Annotated in this window: 9 protein-coding genes; all 9 read right to left on the bottom strand. The window is 69.6% G+C overall.

Annotated features, from left to right (window positions below):
* Genes BST13_RS12235 through BST13_RS12195 form a run of 9 tightly spaced genes read right to left on the bottom strand, consistent with a single transcriptional unit; the run spans position 1 to position 17,754 of the window.
* Positions 1–1,017, bottom strand: a complete 1,017-nt coding sequence (locus BST13_RS12235) for a sensor domain-containing protein (protein ID WP_083164141.1) — start codon at positions 1,015–1,017, stop codon at positions 1–3.
* Positions 1,014–1,901, bottom strand: a complete 888-nt coding sequence (locus BST13_RS12230) for a sensor domain-containing protein (RefSeq protein WP_083164139.1) — start codon at positions 1,899–1,901, stop codon at positions 1,014–1,016. Before BST13_RS12230 ends, BST13_RS12235 begins: the two co-directional genes overlap by 4 nt.
* Before the next feature lie 2 nt (positions 1,902–1,903).
* On the bottom strand, positions 1,904–3,061 hold the full coding sequence (locus BST13_RS12225) for a hypothetical protein (protein ID WP_083164137.1): 1,158 nt from the start codon (positions 3,059–3,061) through the stop codon (positions 1,904–1,906).
* Complete coding sequence (locus tag BST13_RS12220; RefSeq protein WP_083164135.1) at positions 3,058–3,987, bottom strand: hypothetical protein; 930 nt, start codon at positions 3,985–3,987, stop codon at positions 3,058–3,060. Before BST13_RS12220 ends, BST13_RS12225 begins: the two co-directional genes overlap by 4 nt.
* The gene (locus BST13_RS12215) at positions 3,987–6,473 is read right to left on the bottom strand and encodes a GAP1-N2 domain-containing protein (RefSeq protein ID WP_083164133.1); all 2,487 of its coding nucleotides are present in this window, start codon (positions 6,471–6,473) and stop codon (positions 3,987–3,989) included. Before BST13_RS12215 ends, BST13_RS12220 begins: the two co-directional genes overlap by 1 nt.
* Entirely contained in the window at positions 6,470–8,596 is a 2,127-nt protein-coding gene (locus tag BST13_RS12210; RefSeq protein WP_083164131.1) for a SaeA-related protein, read from the bottom strand. Before BST13_RS12210 ends, BST13_RS12215 begins: the two co-directional genes overlap by 4 nt.
* Position 8,597: 1 nt before the next feature.
* Entirely contained in the window at positions 8,598–11,237 is a 2,640-nt protein-coding gene (locus BST13_RS12205; RefSeq protein WP_083164129.1) for a hypothetical protein, read from the bottom strand.
* Between the two features lie 2 nt (positions 11,238–11,239).
* Positions 11,240–14,791, bottom strand: coding sequence for a tubulin-like doman-containing protein (locus BST13_RS12200; protein ID WP_083164127.1), 3,552 nt, complete (start codon positions 14,789–14,791; stop codon positions 11,240–11,242).
* On the bottom strand, positions 14,791–17,754 hold the full coding sequence (locus BST13_RS12195; protein ID WP_245839530.1) for a vWA domain-containing protein: 2,964 nt from the start codon (positions 17,752–17,754) through the stop codon (positions 14,791–14,793). Before BST13_RS12195 ends, BST13_RS12200 begins: the two co-directional genes overlap by 1 nt.
* Positions 17,755–17,773 lie beyond the last annotated feature (19 nt).

Here is a 17,773-nt window from a genome sequence, read left to right as displayed (position 1 = left end):
TCAGCCCGGGATCTTGTCGAGGACGTTGTTGACGGCTCTGATGTTCTGGTCGGTGAGTCCGGCGCCGACCATCTGCACGTCGACCAGGACATTGGACTTGGCTCCGATGGCCCGATAGATGCCGGTGGTCGAACCGATGTTGGTGTTGTGCACTCCCGTTACAGCGCCGCTGTTTTCGGGCGCGCCGAGGATGAACTTGGACCACTTGCCGTCCTGGACGATGGTCCACGTCAGTGTCTTCCCGGCACACTGCTGCAGCAGCGCGATGTAGTTGGTCAGCGTCTTCTGCGCTGCGGCGGCGTCGTCGAACACGGCCACACCGATGCCTGCCTGGGTGTTGCCGTGGGGCCCGGAGGCATTCACCGACAGCACCGAGCGGTAGCCGCTGTCCTTGTACGGCTCTGGGGTGAACGAATTCATCGACACCACGCATTCGGGCGGGTCGAAGGTCTGCACCGACGAAGAAACCACGCCCACCTCGTCGCCGTTGCCCGCATCGGTCAGGTCGGGGTTGTTCATGAGCTGACGCATCTCGTCCAGGCTCGGCAACAAGCCGGCCATGTCCGCGGGTGCGACCGGCGGCGGGGGTGGCGGAGGCGGCGGCGGCAGGCTCGTGGTCGTGGTCTGCGCCGAGGTGGTCGTCGTAGTGGTCTGTGAGGCAACGGTTTTCGACTCGGAAGCCGGCGGTTTCATCGCGATCCACACCACGAGGCCGACGACGGCCGCCACGATGAACGTGTACGACAGGGCCACGCCGATGAGGGCGCGGTCGTGGCCGCGCTGGCCGGTCCGCTTGACCTGCGACAAGCCTAGGTGGCCGAGCACCGCACCGATCGGGGCGAACACGAACGCGAACACCACCGAGAGCGTCGCGAAGGTGTTGACCTCGCCGGACGGTGACGGCGGTTGCGGCGCAGCCGGAATGACGGGCGGGCCACTGTAGGGCGGTGGCGGAACCGACGGCAGTTGACCGAACGGCATGCCGCCGAACGGATCGTCGGGAGGGGGGTAGGTCATGTCAGACCGCCTATCCGCGCGAGGATTTCGGCGGTGATCCGCTGCGGGCCGTCGCCGAAGTTGCCACCGAAAACGGCGACGTCGACCAGGACATTGTTCTTGGCGGCGACGACCCGGACGTTGCGGAAGTTGGGAACACCGGGCGTATCGGTCACGATGCTGCTCAACACCACGATCGACGGATCCTGCGGTGAGCGGGTCAGCGGGTCCACCTGGTATTTGATCCAGTTCTTACCGTGGTTCAGCGTCTCGGTCAGCAGGCCGACGCACCCCCGCCACAGATTCTCGATGGTCGCGGCCTGCTTGGTTGCCGCAGATGTGTTCGGGTACAACACCACTCGTTCTTCGACACCGCCCAACTCGGTCGTGGTCAACGGGTCGGGCAGCACGATGGATCGCGAATACGTCGCGGTGGCACCACTGTTGACGAATATCTCGCCGGCCCCGGTGAACAACGCCGAGCGGCAGTTGTCAGGCTGTGTTGCAACCCCTTCGGAGGCGTTGAACTGCTGCTTGTCGGTCACGGTGTAGGCGGTGCTCGTCGCGCCTGTCGCGCTCTTGGCCTCGTCGAGGCTCAGCAGCAAGCCGGGCAGTTGAGCCGCGGTCGCCAGCGCCGGCGCCGCCGGGGTGGTCGGCGCCGACGTGGTCGTCGATGCGGGACCTGCTGCCGGGGTGCTGGACGAGTCGGGAATCACGGCCCAGATGACCAGCGCTGCAACGGCTATGGTCGCGATCCCGCCGACGGTCGCCAGCATCACAACGGTCTTGGATCTGCGCGGCGGCTGCGACTGCGGCACGTGAGCCGGCGCGGAGATGATCGGTGGACCATCCGGTGACTGACCGAACGGCGCCCCGCCGAACGGATCCCCCCAACCTTGCGTCACCCCTACAGAACCCCGAAGCTCGACGTCACCCACCGAACCGGATCAGCGCACCGGAACGGGGCGATACCCCGCGAATGCAGCCGGTTGCCGCTGGGTGGCTGCCCCAGCGCGGATACGACGAAATAGCGGTTCTGCAAACGCATCCCGCTCGAAGGGTTCTCGACCGCGGCGACGATCGAGCCGGCATTGAGCCGGGTCAGCAGACTGCGAACCTCTTCGTGCATCAACTGCCCGCCGACCTCGTCGTACTGCTGGCTGTCGGAGGTGTCCCGAAGGTAGGCCGCGCCCGCGTTGGACATGATCAGGCTCCATTCGGAGCCTTCGACTTCCCGCAGCACGCGCAAGGCGTCGAACTTCGACAGGATCACCGCCAGTTTGGGCTGGCCCGGCGCGACCGCCATCATCACGTTGTTGAGCACCGATCGCGGATCGCCACCGCTGAACAGCTGGGCGGGCAGCAGATCCTGCAGTTGATCGCGAATTGCCTTGACCCGCAACGGGTCGAACATGAAGAACACCGCGTCGGCGTTGGCGAAGAACCGGAACGGCGGCGTGTGCAGATCACCGGACTCCATGTCCTCACCGGCCACGTCCCGCAACACCAGGAACCGCCGCACCCCATGCCAGATGCCGATCGAGAACATCAGCGGTTCACGCTGCGTCGAGGCCTGGGTGTGCACGGTCGGGGTCGGCGGGATCAGCCCACGCTGCACGTACAGCGGCGTCTCGTAGTTGGTCGCATAGGCCTGTGCAGTCGCGCGGGTGACCGGCTCCATGGACACACCGAGCCGTTCACACAGCAGCTCAAGCTGTTTCACCAACACGCCGATGTAGAGGCTCTTGCCGGTGGCACGCGCCCCGGCCATGGCGATGCAGATGGCGTGCCCCTGCCGCCAGCCCTCGGGCAACACGTAGTGGCAGACCGGGCAGATCTCGACCGCCGGACCCTGCAGAGCTCGGCTGGCCTCCGCGGTCGGCGGCGGCGGGCCGTTGTAGCCCGGCGTGCGGGTCCAGGTGTAGAGCGGGCCGCAGTCGGCCGGCGCCCCCAAGTACGCCGTCGCGACGTCGTCGCGGTAGCGCGTGCCGCCGGCCTGGGCGGACAACGTCCACAGATGCTGGTTCGGGTTGAGCGCCGAAAAACAGCGCGGGCATTTGCTCATGGGGCCAGGGCCTTCACCAGCGACGCCGTGATCCGGTCCAGCACAGGGGGATGGGCCAGCAACTCGGCGATCGCCTCGTTGCCCGGCCGTGGCGCGGGAAGCCGCGCACCGGCAGCGTCGAGCCTGCGGTCATTGGACAGCGCGATCACCGGAAACCGTTGCCGCACCGCGCTTGTGGGGTAGTCCGCGCAGACCACCACGCGGGAGCGCCCGGGTGTCAGCCGGGTCCAGCGGGCGCCGGCAGACCAGCGCGGCGTCGCCCGCCGGACCGCCTCTCCCAGCTCCGCACCACCCGTCGCGGCGATCGGGACCACGTCGGCACCCACCAGCACCGCCGATATGTTGCGCACACCCACCGCGTCGGCCACGCCGACCACGATCTCGGTGGCGGCCACCACGCTGCCGTCGGCGAACCAGCTGCGCATCGACGCCGAGCTGTCGAGTGCGATCAGAACCGACCCGTCGGACTCCCCCGGCCCGCGGCCGGTGATCTTGCGCGCCGAGGTGCGCGCGGCGGTGGCCAACGGGCTCAGCTGGGTATCGGCAACCGCGCTGACCGAGATGTCGATCTGCGTGCCGTCCGGGGTCAGCTTGGCGAACGTCACCCCGGTGTCACCGCTGACGTCGATCGGGTCGAACATCACCTGAACCGGATCGACGTCACCGGGATTGTCGTGGGCGATCGCCAGGTGGATGACCGTCCCGCTGCCGAACCGGTCGGTGCCCACCGGACGCACCGACACCATGACCGGGCCGGTGAGACTCGGCAGCAACGCCTGATGCGCGCTCGAGCGCACCACCGGCTGATCGGGTCCGCCGTGCACCTCGAGTGCGGCGCCGCCGACGGCGCCCGTGATGGACACCGACAGCGCCTGGCTGGGTATCTGCACCCGCTGGTTGCGTGCATTCACCACATAGATCGGCATCAGCGACTCCCCCGCAATCGGGCCGCCAGCGACGGTTGCGCGTCATTGCGCCGGGCCAGCAGCCTGCCCACCATCTTCCGGTACCGCCGCACCGTGCCGTCCGAGGCATCCCCGGACAGCTGTGTCATCAGCATCGTCACCGCGTCGACGTCGCTCTCCTCACCGGGCATGCCTGCCGCCACGCGTTCGGCCAGTTGCCCCATCAATTGATCGATCACGTCCAGCTGCTGCTGGGCATCCTCGGCCGACGCGACCCGCAGCAGCGTCACTGCCAGCACGGCCTGCGGGGCCACTTCGTAGCCATCGACCAGGGGCATCACCCGCGCGATGGCCTCGCCGCCGAGACCGGAATCGGCCGCCAACGCCGCGCAGGCCTGTGGGTACGGCTGCCCGGCGATGACACCCAGCAGCGCGAACGTCAGTATCCGCACGGCGAAGTCGTGGTGGACGCCGCTGGGCTCGGTGCTGCCCAGCACCTGGTCCCAGAACGGCAGGTAGGCGCTCTGGTGAGTCTCCACATACCGCTGGTGCATCCACGTCTGCGGGTCGATGTACCGCACCGCCGCGCAGGCCACGGCCGTGCTGTCACCGTTGCCTTCGATCACCCGCCCGGCCAGCTCGGTCAGCGCCGGCGAGTCCGGCGCGCCCACCAGGGTGCGCACTGTGCCGGCCCCGGTGATCGGGTCAGCACCCAACGCCAGCAGCAGATCGGCCGGATCCCAGACCGAATCCGTGACGGCCTGTTCGAAATGCGGCGAGGCGGTCGCGCGCAGCCACCACAGCTGCGCCCCGGAATCGCCCGGCTCGACCGATCCGCGCCGGCCCGCCCGGATGCCGCGCAGCGCCGCCCGGATCCAGGTCGGATCCCAAGGGCTGGCATGTGCCAGTTCGTCGGCGCCCGGCAAGGGGGTGGCGTCGGCCAGCCAGTCGAGCAGGTTGTCACCGATCACGGTGCCCTCGATGTCACCACCGGCGCGCAGCAAAGCGGCACCGATCGCCAACCTGCCGTCGACGTCGACGCGCTGACGCATTTTGGGACCGCGCACCGGATCGTCGAGATGCGGCACCACATCGTCGAGCAGCGCCGGGGCGAGCCGATCGTCGGCGACCCCTGCCCGGAGCAGCAGTTCGATCACGCGCAGCTCACGTTCAGGACCTTGGTCCCGGGCCGCGGCGAGCCCCGGACCGATGGCCGACTGCACCTGTGAAGGCGTTGGTTTCCCGTGAAACAATCTGGGGCCCAACGGGATTGGACCGAGTTGCCCGAGCCAGGTGTCGTCGGTGATGGCCCGGCTCAGATACGTCGCGTCGGCGAAATCCGCGGCGGGCCCGTCGGGCAGTTCCTGCACGGCGCGCCAGGCGTCGGCGGTGCTGGTACCGACCACTGCCGACAGCACACCGGCGATGGTCTGGGCCGCCTGCGACCCGGCCGGGACATCCGGAGGCGAGTGGGCGGCGATCACCTCGTGAGCCTCTTCGACGGCGTCAGCAAACTCAGGGCGGCCGGCCACCACCATGGCCGTCGGCCAGGCCGGGTGCAGACCCTCGTCGTTGACCTGCTCGGCGACCCGGTCGATGTCGTCGAGCAATCGGCGCGCCGAATGTGGTTCCAGCAGCACCACCTGGGCCATCGCCGACCAGTGCGTGGCCTCGATGGTGTGCCCGCGTGCGGTCCTGTGCGGCTCGCCGTCGAGCTCGCCCATCGACACCGCTTCGGTCTCGCTGATCACGACGACGCCTGCAGGCACGGCATCCAGATCACCGATCGGCACGGCCGTCAGCAGCTGCCCGCTGTGCAGCGCCAGCATGACCTGGTCGGCGCGGTCGAACGTGGAGAAGCTCAGGGTCGCAGCGGTTCCCGGCGACATCAGAAAGCTCACCAGCCCGATCCACTGCGCAGCCGATTCAACCGACTCCGCACCGAGCACCACTGGTGCTCCGCCGTCGAGCGCCCCGGCCACGGCATCGAGCAGCGCGAACAGCGTCGCCAGCCGCCACGTGCTGGTGTCCAGCGCGAACGCCACCACACTGTCCTTGGTCACCACCGTGCCCGGCTCGGGTGGGCTGTCGGGAATCGTCGCCCTGCTCACCGCCGCGGCACCGTACGGACGTGCCCATTGCGGCGAGCGCCACCACTGGATCGGCCGTCGGCATGGCGCCGACAGCGGCGTGCGGTCCAGCACGACGTGCGCGAACACGTTGCCCGGCCGACCGGTGCTGTCCGACCCCGCGGGCACGGTGTGCCAGTACCCCGTACCGGTGTCGACCCTGCCGTAGGCCAGCCGTCGCGGTCCCTGCTCGAGCTGTTCGGGTGTCGGGTAATCGGGCAGCGGCTGCACCGGCCGGAACACCGTGCGCACCCCGGCGATCAGCTGCTGGGTTTCTTCCTGCGTCAGACCACCGGTGGTCTGCTTGACCTGCCAGCCGCCGGCCGAACCGACAGCATCGAACGACGTGTAGGCCAACTGGCCATAGCGCGACGTCATTGCGCCATCGCCGTCAACCGCAAACTGTCGACCGGCGGATCGAGCAGGGCGATCACCCGCAGCCGCTCGGCCGACGGGGTGTTGACGAATAACCGGATCCAGCCCTGCAGGCCACGGACATTGGCGGCCCACAGCTCGCCTGTACCCGTGGTCGTCAGCTGCGACCAGCGCAGTTCCTTCGACGGACGGTCGGCGAACTGACCCTGGGCATCCAGCGGAGCCACGTCGACGGCCTGCCCGTCATGGACACTCAGCGGTATCCGCTGCGGGTTGTTGACCAGCACGAACGCGGGCGAACCGGGCAGGTCGTGCTCGGAGCGCATGGCGATGGTCGCGGTGGTGGGAAAGCCCTGCGGGTCCCGGCCGATGCGCACGGCGTACTGCAGCCGCAGCAGTCCGTGGTACTCGACGCTGGCGATCGCCCCGGTGACCCGACGGCCACCCGAGAACGCCACCGGGGCCAGGTGCAGCGAGCAACCACCGACAGGGAGCTGCCCGGTGAGCTGCATGCCGCCGTACTTCTCGTATTCCTCGAGCGAGATCTCGAACGACTTGCCGGTCAGCCCGGCGCGCGGGTCGTAGCCTTTGGGGGCCAGGTACAGCACCACACCGGCCGCGCCGTCGGGCCAGTCGAAGGTGAGCACCTGCTTGTTGCAGTACTCGGCCAGCTCGATGTCGCGGATCGCGCCGGTCCGCACCGATGACAGGGTCCGGCCCACCAGGGCCCGGCCGGCCAGGATGGTCACCGGGGTGAGGTAGGCGCGGCTCCACTCCGCCGGCCAGGACACCCCGGCCATCAGCGCGCGGGGCCTGCCGTCGGGCCCGGTCTGGGTGACGACCGGCTGGGTGAGCCGCAGCTCCGGTGTCAGCCCGACCTGTTCGAGCGCGCCTTCGGGCAACTCTGCTGATTCCGCGCCGGCGTTGGGCCCGTCCTGGGTGCGGTAGATGACGATGCGGCCGCCCGGCGGCGGCGTCCAGGTGAGGTCGAAGGACGAGCCGTCCACACCGGTGGCCACCGCGAGGTCGGTGACCGGGGCCAGCACGGCCGAGATCTCGATGTCCGTCTCGACGGCTTCGGACAGCCGCAGCACCCCGTCGACGTTGGCTGCGCAGCGGGCGCGGTATTGGTAGCGCTCACCGCGGACGGGCTCGGAGTCGACGAAGCCGTTGAGGTTGTCGCTGCCCGCGAGGATGCGGTACTGCGGCCCGTCGCGACCGGCCTCGGCGGCGGGCACCCGGTAGACGTAGACGGCGCTGACCCCGGCCGGCACGGTCCACTGGCCGATGACCCGGCCGGAGTCCTCGCGGATGGCGAAGTCGGTGATGGGGCTGACCAGCACCCCGGCGGCGTAGAGCATCGGCTGCGCCGCCAATGCCTCGGCGCGGGTGGCCCCGACGTTGATCCAGACCTGGTAATGCCGGACCGCCGCGCCGGGCGGGCGGGTGTCGGCCGCCGACGTCGTATCGGTGGCGGCCACCAGGTCAGCACGATCCGGCGAGTACGGCGGGTTGTCCTCGGAGCTCACCAACCGGTACAGCACGACGCCGTCGGAGCCCTGCAGCGGCGGCCAGCTGATCTCCATCGCACCGCCGGCGGCACTGCGGCGCAACGCGATGCTCTGCCGGGCCGGCTGCTGCTGACCGAACGTGAACGGACTGAAATCTGCCGCACTGAGCGGAGTTTCGGCCGCCGGCGCAGGTTCGGCAGGCGGGACCGGTTCGGCGGGCGGAACCGGCTCGGTGGGGACCGATGGCGGCAGGGTGCCCGACGCCCCGGCCGGCGGCGACGTCGGCGGCGGGAGGGACGCACCGGCCGATGCGTCGGTGGTGCGGTGCCTGCCGGTGATCGACGTCTGCTCGGTGGACGACGTGTCCAACTCGGAGAGCACCCTGGCCATTTCGTCGGCATGCTCGGCGACCGAGCCGGGCAGCATGGCCCGGATCTGCTCGACGTCCGTGCGGCCCGACCTCAGCACCAGACGAAGATGCGCCTCTTTGAAGCTGCGAGCGGCGACCGCGCCGGAATCGATGAGCTGCTGGCGCCACGCCAGCAGCGGTGCCAGCCGCGGGTCGGCGTCGTCGGGATCTTCGCGGTGAAAGGGATCGGGGCTGGAATCCTGCATGTCAGAACACCATGTCCTCCCCTGGCGGCGCATCGGATTCGGTGCGTCGAACCATCGTCGTGGGCTCGTCCTCGCCACCTGGCGCGACGGGCACCGGCATCTCGAACAAAGCAAAATCGTACGGCGGCAGACCGTCACTGGCCTGGACAACGACCGCCCGGTAGCCCAGCCCGGCCCGGATCACCACCGCGTCGTCGACCGCGACGCCTGATCGGCCTGCCGTCACTGCGGCGTTGGTGAACAGCGACGCGTCGAACGGCGCGGCCCGGCCCGGGCGGTGGTCGGTGAATCCGGCACCGAACTGCTGCGCGGGCACTTCCCGGCCCAGCGTCGGCACCGCGACCGTGCCGGTCAGCGCGTCGGCCAGGCCACCCGGTTGCCCACCGGCCTCGTCGGCGAACATCTGCTCCACGCGCGCCCACAACGCATCGGCCCCGGCGGGCCGCACCCGACCCTGCAGCACAGCGGTCGACCACTGGTCCAGCCCAGATCCCGACCCGACGCCGGGCAGCTTGAACAATGCCGCGGGCTCCTCACGCAGCCTGCCCGCGGCCTCGCCGAGCATGTCCTCCCACGGTTTGGTCAGCCAGCCCAGCGCGTAGAGCCGGCGCTGGATGCCGTGGGTGGCGTTGTCGGCCTGGTCGGCACTGGGCGTGGCAACCCCGATCTGGGTGGAGCGCGGCAGCCCGTCGACGAGTTGCCCGACGGCCGCGCGGGCCGGCGGCGCGACGCCGAACGGGGCGCGCAGCACCGCGCCCAGCGTGCGGCACCACGCCAGCAGCTGACCGTAGGCGGAGGTGAGCCGGCTCAGATCCTGCACTGCGTTGCGCAGGTTCGCATGCATGGTCTCCAGCTGATTGAGCTGCGATCTTCGCAGGTTCATCTCGGCGAACAGGTCGCGTTGGCTGAGCATGAACAATCCGAGCGAGACCACGATGTACAGCACGATCAACGATGCCCCGGTGATGAGCGCGAACTTCCAGCTCGACCAGCCGATGGCGGCGACCCCGATCAAGGCCAGCAGCACCACGAACAGCGCCACGGTGAACGTCTTGAGGATGGTGCTGACCGCCTGCTGCCGCTGCCGCAGCTGCTCGTCGACGGCATTGCGGTCACCCATCGACTGGATCTGCGACACCAGGCCGGCCACTTCGCCGCGGGCCCGCTGCATGAAGTCGGCCAGGATGGTGCCGACCTGCCACGCATAGCTTTTCGCAGCGGCGGCCTGCCAGCGATCCAGCTCGGTCCCGGTGTTGCGGGCCTCCACCCCGGCCGCAGGATCCGAATAAGCGTTCTGCAGGCGTTCGCGTACGTTGGCGGCGCCGAGCACGTCGGCGCCCTCGACAGCGGTGACGCCGATGACCGCGGCCAGCGAGGTGGGAATGCCACGGAATTCGTCGGCCGCGCTCGGCACCACGTCAGCGGCGTTGAACACCACGCCGACCGCCGATCCCACGGCGATCGGGTCAAGACCCGCGGCCCGGCGACCGCCGTCGGCGAGGGTGAGCGCGCCGTTGACGAAGTCCGTCCACAGCGCGCTGAGGTCCTGCTGGACCAGGTGTGCGCCCTGCCCGCTCAGCGCGGTCTGCAGGGTTTCCGCACTGCGGTTGAGGTCCTGCCAGTCGGCCTTGGCGGTGTCGGCGACGACGGCGAACGCCGAGTCGGTGCGGCCGAACACGGTGCCCTGCACGGTCGTCGCCACCACCGAGGTGACCGATCCCATCACCGCCGATAGCCACGCCGACGGGGCGCTGCGCAGCGCGGCGCCCATGAACTTGAAGAACATCTTCAGCGCCGCCCAGATGCCGATCGCCTGGGTGGGCGCGGCGTCGGCCGCCAGCCGAGGCCCGCGCAGCACGTCGCGGTGTTTGGTCCACAACGCCCGCGCCATCGACTGGGCAGCCGTCGGAACGTCCTCCACATAGACCACGGGCACCTGGCCACCGCGCGGCAGCGGCAGCCGGCCTGTCGGGTCGAACAGCTGGGTGCGCAGCGTGCTCTCGACCGCGGTGGTGTCCAGCCTGCGATAGAACGCCCGCACCGCGCGCACGGTCTGGCCGGGCAGGATCTCCATGGTGTCGAACGGGCTGGCGTCGATACCGGCCCACAAGCCTGCGATCCCCGCCACGACCGGCGCGGTCTGCTGCGCGATGTCGAGAGGATCGGTCAGCCGGCCCCACGGCACCGCGCCGAGGCCTGGCGCGGCCGAATCCTCCGGGGCGATCAGCAGGTTGTGCCAGCCTTCGAGTACCAGCGCCAGATCCGGAGCGGTCGGCACCGAATGCCCCGGCGTGAGCAGCAGCCGCAACAGGCTGATCCGCGCGCCCATCGAGGTGCTGCGCACGATCTGTTCCACGGCCTGCTCGGCGGCCAGCGGCACGCGTTCGGCGGCAGGCGCCTCGATGGGCACCAGCACCGCGACCCGGATCCGGTCGTAGCGCTCACCGGTCAGCAACTGCTGCAGCACAACAGGTTCGGCGTGGCCGTCACGGATCAGGGTGGCCGGGGTGGAGGCTCCGCCGACATCGCCGGAATCGACCCACGCGAACGGGCTCAACAGGCCGACCGCCGAATAGTCGGCCAGCACGGCGAGCACGTCTTCGCATGCGCGAGGCGGTGCCAGCAGGACGGTCAGCGACATCGTCAGAACGTCCCGCCGTCGGGGATGACCACCGAACCGCCCGCGTCGTCCAAAAATGCTGCGGCACCGGCCTGCTCGCCGCGGGCGAGTGCGTCGGCCTCCCGGTTGACCAGCTTGATCAGTACATCGGTGGCCCAGTACACGTCCGGGGCGACATCACGGAAGATCGGCGTCTTGGACGCCTTGGACCGCGTGGTGATCGTGGTGAACGCACCTTCCGGGGTGGCTCCTGGCGTGTCGGCGGGCAGGTACTGCGCGGCGACGTCGCGGATACTGCCCAGCCATGTCTCCACCGCGGCGCGACGTTCCTCGGGAGTCTGAGCAGCCGCGATCGGGCCGACCCGGGAGGTGACGCCCGGCCCGGAAGACCCCGACCGCAGGAAGTCCCGCAGCAGGCCGGCCGCCGACAGCTCGACGATGCCGCTGGCCGGGTCCTGGCTGTGCGAGTCGTAGAGTTCGCGCAGCACGCTGTAGGGGCGCAGTGACCGCATCACCGGCGGCTCGTGCGAGGTCGCGATGGCGAGCAAGATCCCTTCCAGCACTGCGGGCAGCCAGTCGTAGGACGCGGTGAACGCCGACGGCGGGGTGAGCAGCGGGTTGGGGAAGGCCAGCCACTGGTTGTCGGTGCCGTCGTAGATGCGGACTGGGTCGTTGTACGGCGAGGCCGGGATCTGGATCCGGCCCAGGATCTGGCCCAGGAACCAGCCGGCGGTCATGGTGCGCCGCTCGTCGTCGGTCATCGGCAGTGACGCCGCCAGCGGCCGCGAGCGCCGGTACCGCCAGAACTGGCCGCGGCCCGGCCCGGCGGTCTGCGCCCACTGCTGCGCGGCAGGCTTGAGCACCGAATCGAACGCCAACGGCGAGTAGTTCGGGTACGAGCCGAAGATATCGATGCGGGTGACGCTGTCCTCGTCGGACAGCGAGCGCCCGTAGTTGTCCTTGGTGGCCTGGTCGATGCGCGGGTTGGCGCGCAGCACCTCGGCCAGCGCGTCGGCCACCGGCTGCCCGGCGAACGGCACCTCGGAGAACTTGTACCGGTACTCGACCTGCTGGCCGGGGTGCACGCGTTGCAGCGCCTGATCGTTGACGCTGGCCAGCGGGCGGGCCAGGGACAGCGCCTCGTTGAACTTGGTGGCGATGTCGCGGCGGCGGGTGCTGATCTCGGATTCCGCGGCGCCGACACCCTGCACGTAGTCGCGCAGGGACACCCGGCAGAACTCCTCGAACGCCTCGCCCGGCCGGCCCACGTAGAGCCGGGCACGCGCCAACAGTTCGGCGGGCCGGGTGTGAATGTCGAACTGCGCCATGGCCGGAACGCGCGGCCGCCCGGTCTCCGGGTCGGTGCCCAGCGCGCGGGTCACCCACGTCGAGGTGACCTCGGTGAGCCCTCCGGGTGCCGAGACACCGCCGGTGGTCTGCCATTGGCCCAGGATGACCCGGGTGCTGGCGTCGTCGACCGCGGTGCGCAGCGGGATCATCGCGTGCGCCCCCGCGACCGCCTTGGGCAGGTCGGTCTCGTAGCGCTGCTTGAACGCCGCCGAACTGATCAGCAGCACCTCGTTGTTGGCCTCGGCGAAGCGCGCGGGCACCAACTCGTCGGAGTCGGCGGGCCAGGCCACGTACTGGTCGGTCGATAGCCGGGCCAGGCCGACGTCCGACGGCGGTTCGGCGCGCGCCTTCTCCAGCAGGATCATCGCCTCGCCGAGCGAATCACGCAGCGGAGCAAGCAGTTCGGCGCCCATCACCCGCATCACGTCGGCGATCCGGGCGGCCGCGTCGGCGTAGAGCTGGCGGCGCACCGAAGACCGGAAGCCGTCCAGCGCCATCGCCAGCACCTGGTCGGCGTTGGTCATCACGCCGCGCAACGAGCGCAGTGCGGCGTCGACCTGCGGGGGCACTGCGACGATGTCGGGCGGGCCCATCGCGCCCAACTGCGCGACGCCCGGCGCCAGCACGTCGTCGATGTGCCTGCGCAGCCGGTCGACGAGTTCGCGGGCGTACGGCAGGCCGAGGGTCGCCGCTGCCGCGCCGACCACCTGCTCGAGGCGCTCGGCGAATTCGCGGTGCCAGCTGTAGGCCATCGCATAGCCGATCTCGGCGCACGTGCGGGCCAGGTCGGCGCGCCGGTTGAGCACCGCCTGCCGGAAGATCGGCACCCACTGCTCGGCGGCCATGCCCTGCGGATTGGGCAGGAAACCGCGCAGCTGCCGTTCGATCAGATTGTTGACCGCACCCGCCACGGCCTCGGGCGCGAACGCTCCGGTGGCGATCCAGTTGCCCAGGATGCCGACGCGGGTCTGCTCGTCACCGGCCGCATCGGGGATCCGCAGCTCACCGCAGTGGGTCTGCCACTGACTGCTGAGCAGCGTGTCGAGCTGCTCGTTGCTCGATGCCGGGTTGCCGTGCTGGATGTGTCCGAACAGCAGCTTGTCGGCGGCGCTGCGGGCCAACCGTTGCGCCGCGTACTCGGCGTACCGATCGCGACCCATGCTCAGGCTGGAGAAACCATAAGTGCCCCAAGGCAATACATCCCATGACGAGATGCCCCAGCCGAGCACGTCGCGGTCACCGACAGGTGACGCGGTGTTACCGAGGTCGTAGGAGACGAACTGATCGCTGGCCTTGCCGCTCATCATCAGCCCGGCAAGACCACGCGCCAGGCCGCGGTAGACGGCATTTTGTGAACCGTCACCGAACAGCGTGCGGTCCGCGCCGATGTAGCGGCCGACCGGGAACACGCGCGCGAACGGGATGGGTTCGCCGTCGCCGTGATGCTGGCCCAGGGCCCGCAGGATCCGCACGTCGTGCTCGCGGGCCGCGCCGGCCTGGCTCGCCACGATCTCGCCGAGCATCGCCAGGGCGTTGGCGCGCACGCCGGTGCGGGCGCTCTCGGGCAGCGAGTCGAAGATGTCGGGCGTCACCATGAAGACACCCAGGAGCTTCGGATCCAACCCGGTGACCAGGGTCAGCAGCCGGCACACGTCGAGCGCCATCGAGGCACCCGCACCGCCGGCCATCGACGACACCACCAGCACCAGCGGCGGCTCGTTCGGGTCGAACCGGCCCATGCCGGGCACGCTCGCGTTGGCCATCTCCGAGATGGTCTCGACCCGGAACAACGTGTCCCAGGCCGACTGCAGCCGCGCGTGGATCTCACTGGCCTTGCTCAGCGTGATCATCCGGCCGATCGCGCGGTACTGCCCGGCGCCGGCCGAGATCGGGTTGGTGACCTCTTGCGGGTTGCGCGGCGCCCACGTGGCGATGGTGTCGAGCGCACCACCCGCGGCGAGCCGCTGCGAGAGTGCCCCGTCGAGGATCGCGTAGCTGCTGCCCTGCGGTCCGCAGCCGATGTAGCTGCCGCCCTGGGTTGGCACGTTCGCCAGCCCCTCGGGCCCGGACTCCGCCGCACTCGGTACGTCGATGTGCACGAATTGCCAACCGGCCAACAGCTTTTCGATGCCGGCGGCATGCAGTTCGGAACGCAGTTGGTCCATCATGAACGCCAACGTGGCGCCACCCGAACCACCGCATCCGACTACCAGGAATCGACGCATCAGGCTCCTCCACCAAAGGGGTCGAACGGATCAGAGTCATACCGCTGAGGCGGCGCAGGGGGCGGCCCGCCCCGCCTGTCATCGGGCGGGGGCTGCTGTTGTTGCGGCGGCTGCTGTTGTTGCTGCTGCGGGTACCCCGGCTGGTAGGTGATGGGCGCCTGCTGCGTCACCTCATACGGGTCCGGCGGAGGTGGGTTGGCGCCCGGCCGGTAGTTCACCGGGGCGTGCTGGGTGACCTCGTGCGGGTCGGGCGGACGCGGGGCCGACGCAGTGGGCGCAGCTCCCCCGCCACCGAACGGATCCGCACCTTGCTGAGCCTGACCGGGAGAACCGACCGGGGCCATCGGCGCCGGACCGCCGGCACCACCGAACGGGTCGTAACCCGTCGGGGCGCCGCCCCCGGCACCCTCGCCGAACGGTGAGCCGCCCTGGGCCTGATCGTCATACGGCGAGGCCTGCCCGGCCTGGACCGCGCGCAGCCGCAGGCCGTTGAGCAGCTCGGGCAGCCTGCGGGCCACCTCTTCGTAGAGCTTCTCCCTGGCCGCGGTGTCGGTGTTGCCGCTGACCAGCAAGAGCACCTCGGCCTGCGACGACGGCCCGCGCGGATCGTGCAGCACCACCCAGGTGTTGTGCACGGCCAGCGGCAGGACCGCGTGCAGCCCGGTGCCGTCGGTACCCGGCAGCTCGGAACTCACGCTCAGTAGATTGCCTGCGTCCACCACGACCCGGCCCGCGCCGAACGGGCTACGGCCCATGACGGCGTTGAGGGTCACTCCCAGTACCGACAGCCGCCGGACACCGTCGGTCAGCCCGGTCACCGGCTGCACCAGGTCCGTTTCGGCCATTGCGAACGGTTCCCCGTTGCGCAGCGTCATGTCCTGGTTGACCTCGACGGGGATGCGCTCGGCCAGCAGCGGGGTGTTGGGGATCTTGGTCACCCACCACTTGGACAGGTACAGCAGGCCCAGCGGGATACCCGGGCCCAGCAGCAGCGCCGCGATCAGCACCAGCACGAAGTTGGTGGTGTTCAACGGCTTGAGCAGCGAGGCCACGAACGGCACGTCGACAACCTGGCCGTCGTCGGGGTGGTCGAGCGCCGCGACGTGCACGGGCACCGTGCCGTTGAGGCCGCCGTGCCCGTCGTGCTCGGTGCGCAGGGTGACCTGCAACTGCCCGGTCTGGCCTTCTTCGACCTTGAGGCAGTTGCTCGACGAGTTCGACGGCGAGGTCACCGTCGCGGTGCCGATGTCGTCGGGGCTCGCCGTGGTCTTGATGGCTTCCCCGTCGGCGATCCAGGCACACCCCGGGCCGGTGATGGCCAGTTGTGCCGTCACGCCCTTGGCCGCTTGCACGGTGCCGAAATCGATGCGCTCACCCGGGGTGGGCAACCCGAGCTTGGGCAGGATCTGCACGGTCTCGGTCTTGTCCTGCGGCGAGAGTTTGGTGCCAGGGGCGATCTGCACGCCCGCCGGGTCGACGGCCGGTGCCGTGGTGACGACGAGGGACATCTTGAGCGTCGCGCGGCCCGGATTGACCTTCGACAGGTCGGCCTTGGCCGGCTTGCCGATGTCCTCTTTGCTCGCCGCGTCGAGCAAAGAGATGGGTTCCTTGCCGTCGGGCACCAGTTGGACCGACATCTCCGCGGTGCCGGCCAGGCTGTCGATCGGTACCGGCTTGCCCTTGGCGTCGACCAAGCCGAAGCTCAGATCGTCGACGGTTGCGCCGCTGCGCCACTGAACCTTGTCGGACTTCAACAGCGCCGGGAAGATGTCGGTGCTGATGTGGATGTTGACCTTCGACACCGCGTCGGCATGCTCGCCGGTGGTGTCGACGTAGACGATGGCCCACTGGCCCGCCCACTCGCCGCTGCCCGCATTGTTGATCGCGATGGACTGCGCCGTTTCGGACTGCCATTCGTAGCTGACCGGTGTGCCGCCGACCTCGACGTTGACCTTGCCGTCCTTCTTGGGCAGCTCGACGGTCTGTCCTGACGGCGACACCAGGTACGGGACGACGCCCGTCACATCACCCGAGCCGAGGATGTTCACCGACTTGATCGACTTGTCCAGCACGAAGTTGTGCCGCGCCTCGGGGCACACCTGAAGCTGGCAGACCGGGCCCTGGGTGTTGATGCCGGGATCCGGGGTCAGCGAATCGAAGGCGAACAGCATGTCGTCGATGTTGGACACCGGATAGAAGTCGCCGGGCACGGGATCGGTGACGTTGCCGCACTTCATCCCGTTCAGGCCCTTGCCGGTGGCGATCGCGCTCATGACGTCGAAGTCGGCGGGCGTCTCCTTGGCGCCCAAACCGACGGCCAGCGTCACGATCTCGGCCGAACGGATCTGGTCGGCCAGCCCACCCGCGCGGCAGATCGAGTCGATCGACTTCTGTTTGGCCTGGTCAACGCCGGCCTGCGTGCTGAGGTCCACACCCTCGGCGTATGGCTTGGTCACCTGGCGCGGAGTGAAGTCGATCTGACCGTCGGAGAACCACGCGATGGCCTGGCAGCGCTGCCCGCCGTTGGGGCCCTGCCCGCGCGCGGCCAACGCCTGCCGCGCGCCGTCGAGCGCCTGCCAGTAATCGGTGTCCAGACCGTTGTTCTTCGACTTGATCTCGTTGAGCTGCTGCGCCGTCGAATCCGCGGTCGCGGCGGTGAGCTCACTCCAATCGTGTTCCGGCTTATAGGTGTCGGAGAAGCCGGCGGCCGCGACATCGAGCTTGGCGTCGACCCGGTCGGCGTACCGGCCCAGGGTCTGCAACAAATAGCGGGCGGCGTCCACCCGGGCGCCGTCGGGGTCGGTCTGCTGCAGGCTGCCCGATTCGTCGAACAGCAGCAGCAGGTCGCCCGTCTTCTGGGCGGCCAGGCATGCGCCGAACCGCTTCGCCCCGCCCGACGCCGTTTCCGCCGAGGCGACGGGCGCCCAGCCCATCACCACGACCGCCGCGGCCAGCACGGCCACGACGGCGATTCTTATGCTC

Source organism: Mycobacterium aquaticum, assembly GCF_002086485.1.
In the GTDB taxonomy this organism is placed as follows: domain Bacteria; phylum Actinomycetota; class Actinomycetes; order Mycobacteriales; family Mycobacteriaceae; genus Mycobacterium; species Mycobacterium aquaticum.
Note: the sequence above shows the minus strand (reverse complement) of the source record. Positions and strands in the feature narration are given on the sequence as shown.